Raw genomic sequence first — 19514 nt, 5'->3', positions numbered from 1 at the left:
TAACTGACCCTTCACTCAGTGTTATTTCCCGAGCCTGACACTTTTCAGACGCAACGCATTCACAATGACGCTGACGGAGGAAAGAGCCATGGCCGCCGCCGCAATAACTGGCGACAGCAGTATTCCATACACAGGATAAAGCAGACCTGCAGCCACAGGCACGCCAAGTGCGTTGTAGATAAATGCAAAAAACAGATTCTGACGGATATTTTTCATGGTGATCTCTGACAGATGACGGGCCCTGTTCAGTATCATCAAGTCGCCTTTGAGAAGGGTGACTCCGGCACTTTCAATTGCCACATCTGTACCCGTTCCCATGGCTATACCCACGTCAGCCGCTGCCAGCGCCGGGGCATCATTCACACCGTCTCCGGCCATCGCAACCACATGGCCAGACTCTTTCAGTCGGGTTATCACTGCTTTTTTGCCATCCGGCAGAATTCCGGCTTCAACCTCATCTATTCCCAGTTTCCGTGCGACTGCTTCAGCAGTAAGCTGGTTATCCCCGGTGAGCATAACGATGCGGATCCCCGCCTGACGCAAAGCTTTAAGCGCATCCGGCGTGGTTGTTTTCACGGGATCCGAGATAGCTATCAGGCCTGCAAGGTCCCCGTCTGTGGCCACATAGATAACGGTAGCGCCTTCCATCCGCAACGTATCCGCAACGGCCTTTTGATTATCAATAACTATACTGTTTTCCTGCATAGCCAGTTCATTACCAATAACAACCCGTTGACCTTCGACATCGCCTGAGACACCTTTACCCGACGGTGCATCGAAATGAGTGACTGCGGGTATTGCGATCCCCTTTTCCTGTGCTGCTTTAACTACTGCCATACCCAGCGGATGCTGCGAGCCTTTTTCCACTGCGGCTGTTACACGCAAAAGAGATGTTTCCCCACCCGGATTGAGACTGATAATCCCTGTCACCGTAGGCGAACCTTCCGTGAGCGTGCCTGTTTTGTCGACAACCAGCGTGTCCACTTTTTCAAGACGCTCAAGGGCTTCGGCATTCCTGATTAACACCCCGGCCTGGGCTCCTTTGCCCACCCCCACCATTATCGACATCGGCGTGGCCAGCCCCAGCGCGCAGGGACAGGCAATAATCAGGACCGACACAGCCGCAATGAGACCGTGCGCCATCCTGGGCTCGGGCCCCCAGACAGACCAGATCACGAAAGCAACAACCGCGATAAGTATCACCAGAGGAACAAACCAGCCTGAAACGCTGTCAGCCATTCTCTGGATGGGGGCACGCGAACGCTGTGCATCAGCGACCATCTGAACAATTCGTGAGAGCATTGTTTCATCACCGACTTTCTCTGCACGGATGATGAGACTCCCTGTCTGATTAATGGTCCCCCCGATGACAGGGTCACCCTCCGTTTTGGTAACCGGCATAGATTCCCCGGTCACCATCGATTCATCAACGGTTGTTTTGCCTTCGATCACGATACCGTCGACCGGAATACTCTCTCCAGGTCTGATGCGGAGCTTATCGCCAGGCAGGACATCTTCCGCATTAATATCCGTTTCATGACCGTCATGATCCAGCCGTCTGGCGGTTTTGGGGGCAAGGTTCAGAAGCGCAGTAATGGCGCCTGAGGTTTGTTCCCGTGCCCGCAGCTCAAGAACCTGTCCCAGCAGAACAAGCACCGTAATAACTGCTGCGGCTTCAAAATAAACGGCCACCAGGCCATCCATGTTTCTGAACGATGCAGGAAACCAGGAGGGGAAGACGGTTGCAATGACGCTGTAAACCCAGGCTACGCCGGTCCCCATTGCAACAAGGGTAAACATATTCAGGGAGCGGTTACGTAACGACATTCCGGCCCGGGCGAAGAATGGCCAGCCACACCACAACACGACAGGGGAGGCCAGAAGCAGCTGCAGCCATGTGTTGTACTGTGGCGGTACTGTATTCCTCAACTCGGGAAACAGATGAGATCCCATTTCGAGTACCAGAACCGGAAACGCCAGCAACAACCCCAGCCAGAAGCGTCTTGTCATGTCGTGAAGTTCATCACTCGGCCCCGTGGATGCCGTAGCTACGAGCGGCTCCAGTGCCATTCCACAGACAGGACAGCTTCCGGGACCACTGCGGCGTATCTCCGGGTGCATCGGACATGTCCACACACCTTCAGAATTCTCTTTTTCCGCCTGGTGGTGAGGCTGTTTTATCTGATCAGGGCTGACTTCGTGATGATCGTGGTGATGGTGATGGGAATGTTCACTGGCATCTTCGGTAAGATAACGATCGGGATGGGCTTTAAATTTACTCTCACAGCTGGCGGAGCAGAAATAAAGTTGATGGTCCTGGTATCGAATGCTGCTGTGCGCCCTGTCGGGCAGGATGGCCATCCCGCACACGGGATCTCTCACCTTATGCAATACGTGGCCCTCGTCCGGGGATAATGTCTGCTCAGAAGCAGTCTGGTTGTTGTGTTGCACTGCATTGTCATTTTTCACAGTAACTCTCCTTATGCATACCGAAGCATCTTCTGTCTTCAGGGTATGTCATGGATGCGATTACCACGAATATCGCCGGCACAGGAGTGCCTGCTACCGGCGTCCCGTTATCAGCCGTTCCGCTGACTATTCGATTCGCTGGAAGACTTTTTTACTTCCATCCGGTGAGAATGCGATAACATCGTAAGCCTCTTTTCGGGCTCCCATCTCCATTCCAGGACTTCCTGCTGGCATACCGGGGGTGGCGAGACCGTATATACCTGAACCAGACTGCATTGCCTTATGTATCGTTGTCGCAGGCACATGGCCTTCAATGATCAAATTACCGGCAACCGCGGTATGACAACTTCGCAGTCCTGCAGGAATAGCATGCTTTTCTTTCAGGGCTGACAGCGCCTGATCATTCATGACGTGAGTTCGTACTTCAAACCCGTCTTTTTCCATCGCCTTGCCCCACAGGGAACAACAGCCACAGTTTTCAGATTTGTACATATCAATCACTTTTTCACTCGCCATCGCGGGCAGTGAAAGGCCGAGAGCCAGCGCCATCAGAACCACTTTTTTCATACTCACCTCTGTATATTATCGATTTAAACCCTGACGTCAGGGTGAATCAGTAAAGAAGGACACCCACAGGGGGTGCCCTTTCAGGTTCAGGACACGCTTTTTTTATGTCTGCGCAGCCAGATTAATTTGTAGGCGGCAGGAATAATGAACAGGGACAGCAGCGGAGCCGTGATCATCCCACCAATCATGGGTGCCGCGATACGGCTCATGACTTCTGAACCTGCACCGGTTCCCCAGAGTATTGGCAGCAGACCCGCAATGATCACCGCCACGGTCATGGCTTTCGGCCGGACACGCAGTACGGCACCATGATAGAGGGCTTCATCAAGGCCTTCCGGTGTGAACGTCTCTTTACGGGACAATTCCGGGTGCGCTTCAATGGCATGACGCAGATACATCAGCATGACCACGCCAAACTCTGCTGCCACCCCGGCCAGAGCGATAAACCCCGTTCCGGTTGCGACAGACATATGGAAGCCCTGCCAGTACAGGAACCATATCCCGCCAACCAGGGCGAACGGCAGGCTCATCAGGATCAGCAGGGCTTCATCAACCCGGCGGAATGCCAGATACAACAGGATGAAGATGATCATCACCGTCATCGGCACCATCAGCTTCAGTTTCTTGTTGGCATGCTCAAGCAGTTCAAACTGTCCGGAGAATGACACGCTGGTACCCGGTCTCAGTTTCACTTTCTGACTGATCGCCGTTTTAATGTCATTAACCACCGACACCATATCCCTGCCGCGCGCGTCAATGTAAATCCAGCTGGCTGGACGGGCATTTTCCGTTTTCAGCATAGTCGGCCCGGAAACGACCTTAATATCCGCAACATCGCCCAGCGTGATCTGCTGCTTCATCGGGGTCAGGATCGGCATCTGTTTCAGGGCCTGCGGGCTGTTCCGGTAATCCTGCGGATAGCGGATATTAATCGGGTACCGGGCCACGCCTTCAACCGTTTCCCCTACCGTCGCGCCGCCGATGGCTGATGAGATGAACAGCTGCACATCGCCCACCGTCATTCCGTAGCGGGAGGCTTTTTCCCGGTTGATATCCACATCAATGTAGCGCCCGCCTTCCAGTCGCTCTGCGAGAGCAGACACTACGCCGGGTACGGTTTTGGCGACCGCTTCGATACTCTGCGCCGTTGCATCGATATCGGACAGAACCGTTCCGGACACCTTGATACCTATCGGGCTTTTGATCCCGGTTGAGAGCATATCAATACGGTTACGGATTGGCGGCACCCAGAGGTTTGCCAGCCCCGGTAAACGGACGGTCCTGTCGAGTTCTTCAATAATCTTGTCAATCGTCATGCCTGGACGCCACTGATCCTCAGGTTTGAGCTGGATCGTGGTTTCAACCATTTCGAGCGGTGCGGAATCCGTGGCGGTCTCTGCTTTACCGGTCTTGCCAAATACAGAGGCCACTTCAGGAACGCTTTTGATTAACTTGTCCGTCGTCTGCAGGAGCGCTGCAGCTTCAGCCGGAGAGACACCCGGCAGGGTCGACGGCATATACAACAGGTCGCCCTCGTTAATCTTCGGCAGAAACTCACCGCCCACCTGGCTCAGCGGCCAGATAACGGTGAAAATGGACAAGGCCGCAACCAGCAGGGTTGTTTTTGGCCAGTGGAGAACCCGCAACAGCAATGGATGATACGCTTTGATCAGTACCCGGTTCAGGGGGTTACTGGTCTCTGCAGGAATTTTCCCCCGGATCCAGAATCCCATCAGAATCGGAATGACGATGATGGCCAGCGCGGCCGCGCCCGCCATGGAGTACGTTTTCGTGAATGCCAGCGGGCCAAACAGACGTCCTTCCTGACCTTCCAGGGTAAAGATAGGAATAAAGGACAGGGTGATGATCAGCAGGCTGATAAACAGTGCGGGTCCCACTTCAACGGAGGCATCGGTAATCACCTTCCAGCGGGTGGCGTTGTCAATCTGTTCACCCGGATGCTGATGATCCCACTCCTCAAGCCGCTTATGCGCATTCTCAATCATCACAATGGCGGCATCCACCATCGCACCGACGGCAATCGCTATCCCTCCCAGCGACATGATATTGGCGTTCAGTCCCTGGAAGTGCATGACGATAAAGGCGATACACAGACCAAGCGGCAGAGAGATAATCGCCACCAGGGCAGAACGTACGTGCCACAGGAACAGGGCACAGACGATGGCCACCACGATAAACTCTTCCAGAAGTTTGGAACTGAGGTTATCAATCGCCCGGTCGATGAGCTGGCTGCGATCGTAGGTGGTCACGATTTCAACGCCTTCCGGCAGGCTGGCCTTCAGCGTCTCAAGTTTATCCCTCACTGCCGTGATAACGTCGCGTGCATTTTTACCCGACCGCAGGATCACCACGCCGCCAGCGACTTCGCCCTGGCCGTTCAGCTCGGCAATACCACGCCGCATTTCAGGCCCGGTCTGCACGCGGGCAACATCCCGCAGATAAACCGGCACGCCGTTCTCGCCTGTTTTCAGGACGATGTTATTAAAATCATCAATGCTCTGAAGATAACCGCTGGCACGGACCATATACTCAGCTTCGGCCATTTCAACGGATGAGCCACCGGCCTCCTGGTTAGACGATTCAAGGGCCTGTTTCACTTCGGGCAGGCTGATACCATACTGAGACAATTTTACCGGATTGACCTGAATCTGGTACTGTTTCACCACGCCGCCAACCGAAGCGACCTCAGCCACGTTCGGGATGGTTTTCAGCTCAAATTTCAGGAACCAGTCCTGCAGAGAACGCAGTTCTGAAAGGTCGTGTTTTCCGCTGCGATCGACAAGGGCATATTCAAATATCCAGCCCACCCCCGTGGCGTCCGGACCGATTTCAGAACTCACACCGGCGGGCAGTTTTCCCTGTACCTGGTTCAGGTACTCCAGCACGCGGGAACGGGCCCAGTACAGATCGGTGCCGTCTTCAAAAATGACATACACATACGAATCACCGAACTGTGAAAAACCACGCACGGTTTTTGCGCCAGGCACGGACAGCATGGTGGTGGTAAGTGGATAGGTGACCTGGTTTTCTACAATCTGCGGGGCCTGGCCGGGATAGCTGGTTTTGATAATGACCTGCACATCTGACAGGTCAGGCAAGGCATCGACAGGCGTGTTAATAATCGTCCATGTGCCCCAGATGCTGAGAAACAGGGCCCCCATCATGACCAGGAAACGGTTGGCGACAGAGCGCCGGATAATCCATTCAATCATCGTCGTCTCCTCAGTGCCCTGAATGCATATTTACAGGCTGGTCAGACATTGCTGGCATACTGCTTTCTGTTTTTTCAGGGTGGCGCATACGTTCCAGTGCGCCCGTAATATTGGCTTCAGAGTCAATGAGGAACAGGCCACTGACCACCACGGTATCGCCTTCATTCAGGCCGGAGCCGATGCCGGACTGTTGCTGTGACTCATGCAGAACGTGGATCTGTTTCGGCACAAACTTGCCTTCATCATCAACAGTAATCACGCGCTGTTCTTTGCCGGTATCGATAACGGCCTGGCTTGGTATCAGCAGCATCTCCTGGCTTCTGGTATTCAGTTTCAGATAGGCATTCATGCCCGGCTTGAGAAACTCATCCTTATTAGAAACCTGGAGACGGACCTGAAGCGTACGGGTTGTCTGATCCACGCTGGGAAGAATATTCCATTTTTCGACATGGAATGTTTTATCCGGATAAGCCGGTACCGAAATTTCAAACTGCGACGTATCTTTCAGCAGATAGGCGATAGATTCTGGCACTGCAGCGCTGATCCAGACCGGGTCCATTCCCTGAATCTGAGCCACCACCTTATCTTTCGAAATATTCATGCCGGTGCGCAGGTCAAATGCAGTAATGACACCATCAATAGGTGCTTTAATGGTAAAACGGGTCTGAATGCTCCGGGTAGAACGCAGTCTCTGAATATCCTCTTCCGGCATACCTGCCAGGCGAAGCCGTTCCAGAACGCCTTTAATTTGCGTGGAAGTACCACCGGTGCTGGATAACAGAAGGAATTCACTCTGTGCTTCCACCCAGTCCGGAATGGTAATATCGATAAGTGGCGTCCCCTTCTTCACATGATCGCCAATCGTCATGGGGTAGACTTTTTCGACAAACCCGTCAGAACGCGCCTGCACAATAACAAACTGATACTCGTTATAGCTGACATTAGCCGGGATTGTCTGAGAATAATTCAGCATTCCTCGCGTGACTTTTTGCGTTTTTAATCCCAGATTCTGAACCTGGGTTGGGTCGATACGGATCCCGCCACTGCTTTTATCGCCACTGTCATCAGCATATTTTGGCACCAGGTCCATATCCATAAAGGGCGATTTTCCGGGTTTATCAAATTTGGTATCCGGTTTCATTGGGTCATACCAGAAAAGCACCTTTCGTTCCGGTGCCTTTTGTTCTGTTTTTTCTGTCTTTTGTGCTGAGTTTACATACTGCCAGGCAGTAACCGATATCAGCCCCCCTGCTATGAGGCTGCTGATAATTATTGCAGCATATTTTATCTTTAAAGAAGCCATACAATTTTCCGCTAAAAAATCAAAACACCTGGCATATGCGCCTGACGGTTAACTCACACATATACCTATGTGAATGTACAGGCGCACAGGATGTAATCGCTCCGGACAGCCAATCAGGACTGCGTCACGTTAATGCTTTTGAGTAAGGAGATATTGCCCTGCTGAATAAACGAGAAATCGACATGGTTGCCTGTTTTCAGGGCATTAATAGCATCGTCTGCATTAACAAAAGTAAAGCGCATGGTCATTGCAGGCCAGCCCACCGCTGGAATTGCTTCATGCGAAATGGTGATTTTCTTAGTATTCATATCAATGTCTTTAACGACACCGGTGCCCTTGATAACTTGCTGTACCGAAGCATCACTGGCAGTATTCATATCGCCATGCTGATGTGTTTCAGCATGAAGACCGGCAGAAAACATGACAGAGAAGGCACCAAATAAAACGGCTTTAAGTGAATTACGCATTTTAATTTCCTGATTAATTAAATAAATTTACTCTACCCAACCGCCACCCAGCGCGGTAAACAGATTAATTTCGTTAACCTGCCGGGAATAGGTAAGATCGAGAATGGTTTGCTGGGTAGCGAAGAGGGAACGTTCTGCATCCAGCACTTCGATGTAACTGACAGCACCACTTGCATACAATCCTCTGGCACGCTGGAGAGTTATCTGAAGTGAATCAAGATAACGCTGCTGTGACTCAAGTTGCTGGCTAAGGCTGTCGCGCAGCGCAAGCGTGTCGGAAACATCCTTAAAGGCTGACTGAATTTTTTGTTCGTAATTAACCACCGACTGTTGCTGGCGAATTTCAGCCAGCTTCAGATTGGCTTTATTCCTGCCAGCATTAAATATAGGAATTTCAATTTTAGGGATAAAATTCCACATTCCACTTCCTGACGTAAACAGGCTGGACAGCTCCGTACTGCTTGCGGAAAGACCACTGGTCAGGGTAATTGAGGGGAAAAAGGCCGCTCGCGCTGCGCCAATATTGGCATCAGCCGCTTTCAGCTGATATTCCGCTTCCATAATATCCGGTCGCTGCAGCAAAATTTGTGAAGACAGATTTGGTGGCAATTTTACTGGGGCTATCTCCCCGCCTTTCATCCCTTTTTCTGACGGAAGTGCGCGGTACGTTCCCAGCACCAGTTGCAGGGCATTGTTTGCCTGAGCCAGATCGCCTTCTCGTTTGGCTATTTCGGCGCGGGTACTTTCGATTTGTCCTCGCGCCTGTTCAAGTGCCAGAACGTTCGTACTCCCGGTCACGAGCTGCTGCTCAACGAAAGCATAGGACTGTTGATAATTTTTCAGCGTTTCCCGCGCAATACGAAGTTGTTCGTACGCCAGTTGCTGGCTGAAATAGCTTTGTGAAACGTTGGATACCAGCAGGATGTGTACGGCCCGACGGGCTTCTTCGCTGGCAAAGTAGTTCTGGCGATCAGCATCACTCATGTTCTTAAGTTTGCCGAAAAAATCGAGCTCATAGCTGAGCTCCAGTCTCGCGTCGTACTCCTGTGTGGTCGGCTTGTCACCTTTCAGACCACCGCTGTATGTTATCCCGGATGAGGCATTCAGCTGGGGATAACGATCTGCATCCGTGACGTTGAACTGGGCTCGGGCCTCTTCAACCTTCAGGGCAGCCATTCTCAAATCACGGTTATTAGTCAGAGCTTCACCGATCAACCGGGTAACCTGGGGATCGACAAAAAAGTTACGCCAGCCCGTATCCTGATAGCCATTTACCGCTGGCGTCAGGCTGTTATGGGACAGTGAAAACTGCTGGGGTACCGGTGCTGCGGGCCGCTGATATTCAGGCGCAAGCGACACGCAGCCTGCCAGGATGAATATCGTGCTAATGCTGAGTAATTTTAATTTGAACATAACGCTTCTCGTCCAGGCAGACCTGGTAAATGGTTCAAATGAAGTCCAGAGTATTGATAGGGGTACTTTACCTAACGCTCTCTGTTTGCCGGGTGACAGGATAATGACAATGTTGTCATTTTTGCTGTAATCCGTTGATAACGATCGTGGGCGCAATAGAATGACATTAGCAGCCAGCCGGGGAGCAAGATGAAAATATTGATCGTCGAAGACGAAATTAAAACAGGTGAATATCTCAGCAAAGGGCTTACAGAGGCAGGGTTCGTAGTGGATCACGCTGATAATGGTCTTACCGGATATCATCTCGCCATGACAGCCGAGTATGATTTAGTCATTCTGGATATCATGCTACCTGATGTGAACGGCTGGGATATCATCCGCATGCTGCGCACTGCCGGAAAGGGTATGCCGGTCTTACTGCTGACAGCCCTCGGCACGATCGAACATAGGGTCAAAGGACTGGAACTGGGTGCGGACGATTATCTGGTTAAACCCTTTGCGTTTGCCGAACTGCTCGCCCGGGTGAGAACCCTTCTGAGGCGGGGAAACACGATGATCACGGAAAGCCAGTTTAAGGTGGCTGACCTCTCGATTGATCTCGTATCCAGAAAAGTCAGTCGCGCCGGAAACCGCATTGTGCTCACCAGTAAAGAGTTCAGCCTGCTGGAATTCTTCATTCGCCATCAGGGAGAGGTTCTTCCCCGCTCCCTGATTGCCTCTCAGGTCTGGGACATGAATTTTGACAGCGACACTAATGCGATCGATGTCGCAGTAAAGCGACTCCGCGCTAAAATAGACAACGATTACGAGACAAAGCTGATCCAGACAGTCCGGGGCGTGGGCTACATGCTGGAGGTCCCGGATGCATAGCAAACCTTCCAGACGCCCTTTCTCACTCGCTCTGCGGCTGACCTTTTTTATCAGCCTGTCCACGATACTGGCTTTTATCGCATTCACCTGGTTTATGCTGCATTCTGTTGAAAATCATTTTGCCGAGCAGGATGTCAGCGATCTTCAACAAATCAGCACCACACTGAACCGTATACTGCAGTCCCCGGTGGATCCGGATGATAAAAAAATAAGCAAAATAAAGGAATCAATTGCCAGCTACCGCAACGTTGCCCTTTTGCTCCTCAATCCCAGGGGGGAAGTGCTCTTTAGCTCAGCTCAGGGGGCGGCACTACGCCCGGCAGTGAATTCAGCAGATTTTAGCGAGCACAGCCGCGCACGGGATGTCTTTCTCTGGACGGTGGAGGATCCTGCGGGACCGATGGATACCGGGTCCGAAATGAAGATGGAAACATACAGGATTATCGCCTCCTCTGGTCAGGCGATATTTCAGGGCAAACAGCAGAACTATGTCATGCTGACTGGCCTATCCATTAATTTCCATCTCCATTACCTCGATGCGCTGAAAAAGAACCTGATTGCGATTGCCGTCGTGATAAGCCTGTTGATTGTTCTGATCATTCGAATCGCTGTCCGTCAGGGGCACCTGCCCCTTCGTAATGTCAGCAATGCCATTAAAAACATCACCTCCGAGAATCTTGATGCGCGACTGGAACCGACACGCGTTCCCATTGAGCTGGAGCAACTGGTTATCTCGTTCAATCATATGATTGGAAAGATTGAGGATGTCTTTACCCGCCAGGCCAATTTCTCTGCCGATATCGCGCATGAGATCAGAACGCCCATCACCAATCTGGTGACGGTGACGCAGACTGAAATCGCACTGAGTCAGGATCGAACACAGAGGGAACTTGAGGATGTCCTCTATTCCAGTCTTGAAGAGTATAACCGGATGACCAAAATGGTCAGCGATATGCTGTTCCTGGCACAGGCAGATAATAATCAGCTGATACCTGACAGGGTCATGTTTGACCTCAGAGCGGAAGTCATGAAAGTCTTCGAGTTTTTCGAAGCCTGGGCCGAAGAACGCAATATCACGCTCAAATTTAACGGGATGCCCTGCCTGGTTGAGGGAGATCCACAAATGTTCAGAAGGGCGATCAATAATCTGTTATCCAATGCCCTGCGTTATACCCCGGAGGGACAGGCAATCACCGTCTCAATAAGAGAGCAGGAGAGCTTTTTTGACCTTGTGATTGAAAATCCGGGGAAACCAATCCCTGAAGAGCATTTATCAAGGTTGTTTGACCGTTTTTATCGGGTGGATCCGTCCAGACAACGAAAAGGAGAAGGCAGCGGCATCGGCCTTGCGATTGTGAAGTCAATCGTGGAAGCACATCACGGAAGAGTGCAGGTGGAATCGGACGTACACTCAACGCGTTTTATCTTATCCGTGCCCAGACTGGAGAAAATGATTCCGGACACCCAGTGCTGGGAATAAAGATTTAAATGACAAAGATGTCATTAGCCTGTCATGCAGCAAACAGAAGCCATTCGATATAATTAGTGCAACTTATCAGGAAGGCTGGATTGCTTTATCAATATCCGGCGTCAGTGGACGCCAGGAAATGAATATCCAGTCCCCTCCCGGAGAAATAAACACTTCCGAACCTGTTTCAGTTATGGAACTGAAAACACCGGTTGTACTCCCCCGGACATCACTAATTAAGAAATGGAGAGTTATCATGAAAAATATCGTATTAGCATCCTTGCTGGGCTTTGGCTTAATTTCTTCGGCCTGGGCCACTGAAACCGTGAATATCCATGAGCGGGTCAACAATGCACAGGCACCTGCTCACCAGATGCAGTCTGCTGCGGCTCCTGTCGGGATCCAGGGGACTGCACCTCGTATGGCCGGTATGGACCAGCATGAACAGGCCATTATTGCTCATGAAACCATGACGAACGGGTCGGCGGATGCGCACCAGAAAATGGTGGAAAGTCATCAGAGGATGATGGGAAGTCAGACCGTTTCCCCTACCGGGCCGTCGAAGTCATTAGCGGCAATGAATGAGCATGAAAGAGCTGCAGTTGCCCATGAATTTATGAATAACGGTCAGTCTGGCCCACATCAGGCCATGGCCGAAGCGCATCGTCGCATGCTCAGTGCAGGCTGACGGCGAGGGAAGTATCTGTGCTGTCCTTATTTCCTTGATAGATTTTTCCGTAACCGGATATATGGCAACATCTTTGCCCCCTACAGGGGGCATTTTTATCAGATTCTGCTACAGTTAACGGGCATCAACGCTAAAAGGATATTTTTTATGAAAGCCAGAAACACTTTATTTGCAGTATTAATGTTATCCCTGCCAGCGATTTCAGCAGAACATTCAGAAATGAAAATGACTGATATGTCTACCTCGGCTTCGTCACAGGAATATATGGCTGGCATGAAAGACATGCATGACAAAATGATGGCTGCCGTAAATGAGTCCGATCCCGACAAGGCTTTTGCGAAAGGCATGGTAGCGCACCATGAAGGGGCAATAGCAATGGCTGAGACCGAGCTCAAATACGGAAAAGATCCGAAAATGAGAAAGCTCGCGCAGGACATCATTAAAGCTCAAAAAGGTGAAATTGAGCAGATGAATAAATGGCTTGATAGTCAAAAGTAAACATTGTAGAAATGTCACGACAAGCGTGATTTTACATCGTTCCTGGGCGCGGGAGTCGGTTAATCTTTATATAATTCAAACCCGATTAATTTCGGGTTTTTACTACTCTGTACTCCGGTCCTTTGTTGAGGACCGGAATATATGCACCTGAGATGCTTATTTAATACATTATCTCGTCATGGATACAATGTCGCTCAGGATCTCAACCAGCTCGCTTCTCTCCTGCGTTCCGTCATGATAGGTTGATCTTGAGATGATTCTTTCTGATGTCATCTGAGGCCAGAATTTATCTAGTACATTATCGGGTTTCATTCCCACAGCCCGGCCGATTATTTTTTTAGCGTCACAGGTGTCCGTAAACGTGACGGCTACACCAGTAATTTCCTCGATAAGATCCGGGCACAGATAGTTTTCTATCTCACGTTTGCGCGTAGCGAAAAATACCTTACCGGCCTCCTCTACTTCTTTTTTACGCTTCTGGATGGACAGAACCTGTGCAGGGTCTCCCCCAATATCGGAGTCCAGAAATACGCACCAGGGAAGCCCCAGATCTTTGGCCAGATTCAATGTAACCCAGTGTTTGACGCTACCACACCCTCCTATGAGGACTGGCACTATTTTCACGTCCTCCAGAGAGGCTGGCAGCGCACCTGACTGTTTTAATGAACTGGCCGCATGCCTCAGGAAAGTAACATCCGACTTTCCCTCTACCAGAACAATCCCCTGCGCCCTTTCCATACCGGTCTCTGGCAGCACCCCCAGGCTTTCAGTGGCTTCCTTCAGCACTGCGTCATCCGGCATTTTTACTACGGGTTCACCCGCCTCATTTCGGGTAACATAACGTACGCCTTCGACAGGGATTAATCCGGCCAGCGCCGGGACATGGGTGGTGACGATAATCTGACGGTGCGGCTGGCCTGCCAGTGCCAGTAACGCTTTCATCAGCATCATCTGATAGTTCGGATGCTGTGACGTTTCAGGCTCCTCTATGGCATAAATCACATTTCTGGGCGTCCCCGCGACATTCTTTTCAGCCTCAGCCCGAAAAAAATTCAACAGGATAAGCCTCCTTATCCCGCTGCCGCGCTTATTGATGGGGATGCCATTTTCCCCGTCCAGGGTGAAATTGAAGGTCCACTTGGGTTTCTCCTTAAATCGTGGAGTCAGTTCACTGGCGAGTTCGGGGGCCATTTCACGTAATTTATCCAGCGTTCTCTGTGCGACATCCAGGACGCTGTCCTGAATCTCATTTTCCAGCGCTGTAATTTTGTCCTGCAGCGCAGCCTGAGCGTCTTTTACGGCCTGCTGTAAGGGGTTTTTAGCTTCGGAATCCCCGTCGCTGCTTTCCCTGTCGGCTTTGAAAATCGCATACGTGGGCAGCAAATCGAGGATCTTACCCCATAATGATTTTGTGTCGGTTCCGAACTCTTTATCGACATCCAGCATAATTTCCGAACAGGTATAGGGGGCTGCGGCTTCCCTGATGGCCTGACGCCATAACGATGCAGTGCGTTTATCCGCCACATTTTTTTCAACTTCTTTTCCCACCGCCTTGAGCTCAGAAATTTTCATGCCCAGTAAATTTCTCAGGGGCTCCTCATCCGGGTGGATGCAGCGGATGCAGGTCTGCTCCGGTTTTCCTGAGGTCGTTGCTTTAAACGTTTTGACGATTTCAAAATTGCCGTCCTCATTCAGCAGATGTTCTGAGGCGAGCGTGGTCTGCACCCTGTCGTCGATCATGATAAAATCGGGCAGGTCATCAAATTCACAGGCTATTTCAAAACGGCCGTCCCCTTCTCTTAGGCTGAAACAGTTCATGTCATTCTTGTCAGCCTTCATTCCTTCTGTTTCAAAAAAAATAGCCAGCGCTTCCAGAAGCGTTGATTTCCCAAAGTCATTACGACCGACAATACCCGTCATGCTTTCATCAATAATGATTTCAGTAGAGTTTCTGTAGCCTCTGAAGTTTTTCAGTTTTAATTTTCTGAGCCGCATATGAAGTCCTGTGTGTAAGAAAGCGTTTTGCTGCAACCTGAATACAAAATATATTTTCAAATGCCTGCCAACAAGCAGGGATAACCGTTATTCAGAATATCTTAACGACATTTCGGGATTATGATCTGGTCGCGCTTTCAGAACTTTACTGCCCCTCAAAACACCGGAAACTAACTTGTGGTTGGTTACATGGCAAAGTTAAAACTCCAGAATCACGGGTAATGATTTCAATGCTTATTATATTTTTTGGAATTGACTCATGAGCTTTATAATTTAAATGATAATAATAACCATTCTTTTATGCGTAATATTTGCTACTGACACTGATGAATTTAAAAGAAGATAGATTTTCATTTACGGATTATTTCCTAAATTCATCGATAATGTGATCGACATAAAATTTTCACTGAAGAATGAAGAGATAATTTAAGGCCGAGCGAAATAGCTCAAAATGGTGTATTTAACATAACAGAAGAAATGAAAGGCTCTATCGCAACCTGATACTTCAGGCCGCTAAGGGGTTAATCTTGTTGAAGAAAAATTAGACCGGGAAGCGCCAGGCGTCACCATTTCTCCCGCCTGGCTGGAAGTGAAGAATAATTGTGCATAGCTCCGTATTCGGGCTTTGCATCTGACAATGGTTCCCTGGATGAAAGTACGATCTCCACTCCAAGGACGCTGAACACCCTAAACAAACGCTCAAAACCCGCACTTGCAGGGTTGGCCTCTAGTCGGGCATAAGTTTGCTGTGTTATACCCAAACGTTCAGAAACATCTTTTTGCGTCAGTCCATTGGCTTTGCGAAAGCCGATTAAAACAGGACGTAACTGATTCAAAGTCTTCAAAGCGTATTGAGTGTTCATAAGTGACCTTCCGTATCGACGAGTTAACAAGCATAACGCAGGGATTTACAGCATATAGGCTGTAATGCTCATTAACAGACTATAGGCTGTAATACGAATCCTGCCAAGATGCGGCATCTTTCAAATACAAGGCCGTATTGGGTAAGCAGTACACCGTTATATAGCACCCCTTGCCCCTTTGCTGGAGAGGGACCCACGTGATCGCAGGTCTTTTAGACGTTGTTGCTAACCGGCATCATACACAGGTGGTAACCCCCAGGGAAACTCTATGAGTGATAATTTATTCCTGCCCCAGTCAAAATATAAAACCTTATCTAACTAGCTTTCTTAGTATTTTATAAATGAAGTGAAATTAGCGAAGAAGTTTTACATTGTAAAGTGAGCAAAAATATTTACCATTCAACTGGCAAAATTTACAATCTGCAGCCCTTAGCCTGAGAAAATGCACATTAACAGAATAATCATCAAGTCCGATAGAGGCATAACTTACGTCCTCAAAAATATCAGAAATAAATGAGTTGAAATTACAAAAATTAACTTCACTTAACATCTTGAACACCGCAGAAATATATCTATCATGCATTATCTTGACTTCGATAACCTTAGATAAACTTGAATGCGACTTACATTTGAAGAGATCAAAGAGAAAGTAAATCAGCATATTTTTATTGTCCGAAATCCATTTTAAAATTTTATTACGTGCACATGGTAATATATACACTGGATTTTTGAAAGGGTTTGAAACGTCAACCACAAGGGAACAATAACCATGAGGATTTATTCCACTTATAATTAAGTCACTAAGTCCTTTCACTGCATTCAAATAGTTATCAAAACAAACCTCATATAAACTGGTACTATGAACTGCACATTTAGATTCAAACAACCATCTATGACGCAGATAACCAATGCCTTTAGAGTGTATATCTTCAACAATACATTTGTGACAGCAACGAATGTTTGAGATGTTTACCAATGGATATGAATTAGTTATGTGAAAATTTTTCCGACAGGCATCTTCAACAGCGTTAAAATACCCGTAAACACCAGAAGATAACGACACTATATTGGAAGTTAGTATATAACCATTTCTAGTGGCAAGAATGTCATATATATCCTGCAAGCTATGCAATTTGTACATATCAATCAGTTCGAAACGAGGAAAGGCATCGTACCTTAGTGCGCCATGCTTTGATATTATGTTCCTGCAATTGGATAAGTTATACATTATCTGTGAACGCAGAAGAAAACTGTGCCACAATTCATTTTCGTAAACCATATAACTCCCTCTTATTTAATTAGTTCCATTTTTCTGAGAAGTATCATTGTCATTGGTAGTTTATCTCTGTATTTCAAAAGCCAGCCATGCCCTCCCAGTAAAGCATCTAGACTTGTAAGTGACATCGAGTACTGCCCCTGAGATAAAACATCATTTATTAATGATGATGAGATAATATCTCTCTCGCTCCAGTCTACTCTTTTATTTTTATAGCATCGTATTGTTTTAGGAAGACAGGAATTAAGCCAGTCACATTCATGTTTATTTAGCCAATAGAAACTTGCATAACAACTTTCTTTGACTAACTTTCGTGTTATAGAAACGGATTGATTATGTATAAATCTTAATATTTTCTGCTTATGACGCCGTCTTAAAGAATCTTTTTTACATTTTTTACGCCATGAGCATAAACCGTAACAAGATGAAATTACAGAGGATACAGCTCCTTCCGATAATGAGTTTTTCTCAGCTATGGATGCCAGACTAAACCCCCTTACAGCCATAGACTTGATAAGCAATTCAGTGAATATATTAATTTTTGTGTTTCGCTTAAACGCCCTCAGGTATTTTTTATAAATAAGTGTTTTAATGTAACATCTGCTGCGACTAAATTCCTTCCCAAGGTTGCTAACACTAGTATTATTTTCAACTATATGAAAACTGTATTTCTTATGACTTTTAAAGATTTCTTTCTTTTTATTAGTACGACTTCCTGCATACGTTGGCCAGCAAGTATTTAACAAACAATAACAAAGCAAAAGATGCTTTGTGGGATGCTGACAACATTTGTCTTTGAGTATAGGCTCCCAGTAATGATAATCAGTTAGGGATGTTGGTATAAGTCCCGATGAACCCTCCCCAAATAACTGGCACTTAGCATAAACATGTGCGTAGAATACATTTTTCTTTAAATTTCCATCCAATGATAATAAATTCAACTTTTTAAGTACATCCATGTAATTGGGGTGTGTAATATCTTTTCTTCTGATTATATTTAGGGACTCATAACAAAACTTAGCAAAATCGAAGTCTATCTCATTGCTAAGTTGTTCTGTATACGAAACAGGAGGCATCAGTCCAATACGTATGTGCGGTGAAGAAGGGACATGGATGCTTTCAAGCGCTACCGGATGCCGATGGCAGGTTGTAACCCCATGAAGCTGATGCGCCAGATGCCAATAAGTAACACCATAATGAAAAGTATCTTCACGAGCGCAAACCGGGCAAAACTTCAATAGTGTGCGCTGCCCTAGTGAAAAATTACTAAGGCGGCACAATCGATTAAGCCTGGCAGGGGTCGTGTTGAAATCCATAATTTCATTACGACTGATTGGTAGTGCCCAGGCAAAAAGAGGGAGTAAAGTCTGTTCATGCCAGAGCTGATCTGCACTTTCGGATGTATGAAGAGAAATAGCCTTTAATCCTGAATTGAGAATTGGATGGACGTTCATATCAGGTTTGTTGAAAATGATCGTTAACAGAGAAGATGGGGACATACCGTACACGGTAGTTGTCCGACAAAACCGGCTGAACAAGGATTCATCAGGCAAAACAGGCAACATTCTCATTTCCCACACCTCTCTTTGACCGTTACGAACTGTTACCTCATTACAATTTATTAAGTGGATCTATATTTATAAGCCCGCAACGCTGAAGAGCATCGTAGGTATTTTTCTTTTCAGCTGTTCTGTTGATAACAAGATCGTGGTCAAGAGACAGTATTTTCTCGTCGAAATTGCGCAAAACCTCGTCTATTTTTCCTACGAATTCCTTGTGCTGTGGCCTGTCTATATCCCCAGGGATCAAAGACTTTAGGGACTTCTCTGCCATGATTTTAGCCGAAGCATCACCCTCATTAGATGCAGAGAGCCATTTAGCTTCCTCATCTTCAGTCGCGGCCCCCGGGAGTGGAGTATCCTTATATTCCTCCGTATGACTCACGAGTACCGGTACAGAGGCCGACAAGACTGCGCCAGTGATGATTTCATTGCCGCTACCGATAACCTTTAATTGTGCCCCCCGATAAATCATCTGAGCCAATCCAATATTGCCTTTAGATAAAATGAATAATTTTTCGTTTAACTCATCATTTAATGGAGTTTCAACATTTGTCCATTGTAATGGCCATAAATAATGAATAAACGATTGCCAGTCTTGTGAATCGTATCTAACATTCTTAATTTTCATGTAACCACCAGACTCTGCCCGCCTGGCAATTCTCATTTTCTTTGTCAGCGTCTCGTCAAAAGGATGATTTCCACAAAAAACCATAGATACCCCCATGGAATCTACAATTTCATGTAAAAAATCAATCAACTTACTCTCACCCCCGGTGACCTGCCCCCGTTGATTAGTACACCCCGATGTTAGTAATGTCTTCATAAGCCACATGAGGACATCC

Annotated in this window: 14 protein-coding genes and 1 pseudogene; 4 read left to right on the top strand and 11 right to left on the bottom strand. The window is 48.0% G+C overall.

Annotated elements, in window-relative coordinates:
* Positions 1-21 precede the first annotated feature (21 nt).
* The 6 genes from silP to silC all read right to left on the bottom strand — a co-directional run bounded on the left by silP (position 22) and on the right by silC (position 9452).
* On the bottom strand, positions 22-2469 hold the full coding sequence (silP, locus tag AC1VYI_RS02755; protein WP_001353604.1) for an Ag(+)-translocating P-type ATPase SilP: 2448 nt from the start codon (positions 2467-2469) through the stop codon (positions 22-24).
* A 126-nt stretch (positions 2470-2595) separates the two neighbouring features.
* Positions 2596-3036 (bottom strand): DUF411 domain-containing protein, encoded by a 441-nt coding sequence (locus AC1VYI_RS02750; RefSeq protein WP_000758228.1) that lies wholly within the window; start codon positions 3034-3036, stop codon positions 2596-2598.
* Positions 3037-3122: 86 nt separating this feature from the next.
* Positions 3123-6269, bottom strand: coding sequence for a Cu(+)/Ag(+) efflux RND transporter permease subunit SilA (gene silA, locus AC1VYI_RS02745; RefSeq protein WP_000574029.1), 3147 nt, complete (start codon positions 6267-6269; stop codon positions 3123-3125).
* A 10-nt stretch (positions 6270-6279) separates the two neighbouring features.
* Entirely contained in the window at positions 6280-7572 is a 1293-nt protein-coding gene (silB, locus tag AC1VYI_RS02740; RefSeq protein WP_000157620.1) for a Cu(+)/Ag(+) efflux RND transporter periplasmic adaptor subunit SilB, read from the bottom strand.
* Between the two features lie 113 nt (positions 7573-7685).
* Entirely contained in the window at positions 7686-8039 is a 354-nt protein-coding gene (gene cusF / locus AC1VYI_RS02735; RefSeq protein ID WP_001246155.1) for a cation efflux system protein CusF, read from the bottom strand.
* A gap of 27 nt (positions 8040-8066) precedes the next feature.
* On the bottom strand, positions 8067-9452 hold the full coding sequence (silC, locus tag AC1VYI_RS02730; RefSeq protein WP_000475506.1) for a Cu(+)/Ag(+) efflux RND transporter outer membrane channel SilC: 1386 nt from the start codon (positions 9450-9452) through the stop codon (positions 8067-8069).
* 189 nt (positions 9453-9641) lie between these two features.
* Between silC and silR the strand changes: the two genes are divergently transcribed.
* From silR to copM, 4 genes are all read left to right on the top strand, one after another.
* Positions 9642-10322 (top strand): copper/silver response regulator transcription factor SilR, encoded by a 681-nt coding sequence (gene silR / locus AC1VYI_RS02725; RefSeq protein WP_000697968.1) that lies wholly within the window; start codon positions 9642-9644, stop codon positions 10320-10322.
* Entirely contained in the window at positions 10315-11802 is a 1488-nt protein-coding gene (silS, locus tag AC1VYI_RS02720) for a copper/silver sensor histidine kinase SilS (protein ID WP_134867052.1), read from the top strand. The genes silR and silS overlap by 8 nt, the downstream gene beginning before the upstream one ends.
* Positions 11803-12046: 244 nt before the next feature.
* Positions 12047-12478, top strand: a complete 432-nt coding sequence (silE, locus tag AC1VYI_RS02715) for a silver-binding protein SilE (RefSeq protein WP_000790485.1) — start codon at positions 12047-12049, stop codon at positions 12476-12478.
* A gap of 147 nt (positions 12479-12625) precedes the next feature.
* Entirely contained in the window at positions 12626-12976 is a 351-nt protein-coding gene (gene copM, locus AC1VYI_RS02710; RefSeq protein ID WP_000647571.1) for a CopM family metallochaperone, read from the top strand.
* Positions 12977-13144: 168 nt separating this feature from the next.
* Here copM and AC1VYI_RS02705 read toward each other — a convergent pair whose 3' ends face one another.
* The 5 genes and pseudogenes from AC1VYI_RS02705 to AC1VYI_RS02685 all read right to left on the bottom strand — a co-directional run.
* Complete coding sequence (locus AC1VYI_RS02705; protein WP_001239419.1) at positions 13145-14971, bottom strand: AAA family ATPase; 1827 nt, start codon at positions 14969-14971, stop codon at positions 13145-13147.
* 563 nt (positions 14972-15534) lie between these two features.
* Positions 15535-15834 carry a helix-turn-helix domain-containing protein gene (locus AC1VYI_RS02700; RefSeq protein ID WP_001097216.1) on the bottom strand — a complete coding sequence of 100 codons (300 nt, stop codon included), beginning with the start codon at positions 15832-15834 and terminating at the stop codon, positions 15535-15537.
* A gap of 352 nt (positions 15835-16186) precedes the next feature.
* The gene (locus tag AC1VYI_RS02695) at positions 16187-17113 is read right to left on the bottom strand and encodes a hypothetical protein (RefSeq protein ID WP_134867051.1); all 927 of its coding nucleotides are present in this window, start codon (positions 17111-17113) and stop codon (positions 16187-16189) included.
* Positions 17114-17124: 11 nt separating this feature from the next.
* A complete protein-coding gene (locus tag AC1VYI_RS02690) occupies positions 17125-18681 on the bottom strand; it encodes a TnsD family Tn7-like transposition protein (protein ID WP_001324699.1) in 1557 nt (518 codons plus the stop codon).
* Between the two features lie 40 nt (positions 18682-18721).
* A pseudogene (locus AC1VYI_RS02685) lies at positions 18722-19447 on the bottom strand (ATP-binding protein); the annotation flags it as partial.
* Positions 19448-19514 lie beyond the last annotated feature (67 nt).

Source organism: Enterobacter sp. QK-SA4 (genome assembly GCF_056856775.1).
This window is presented reverse-complemented; position numbering and strand designations above follow the sequence as displayed.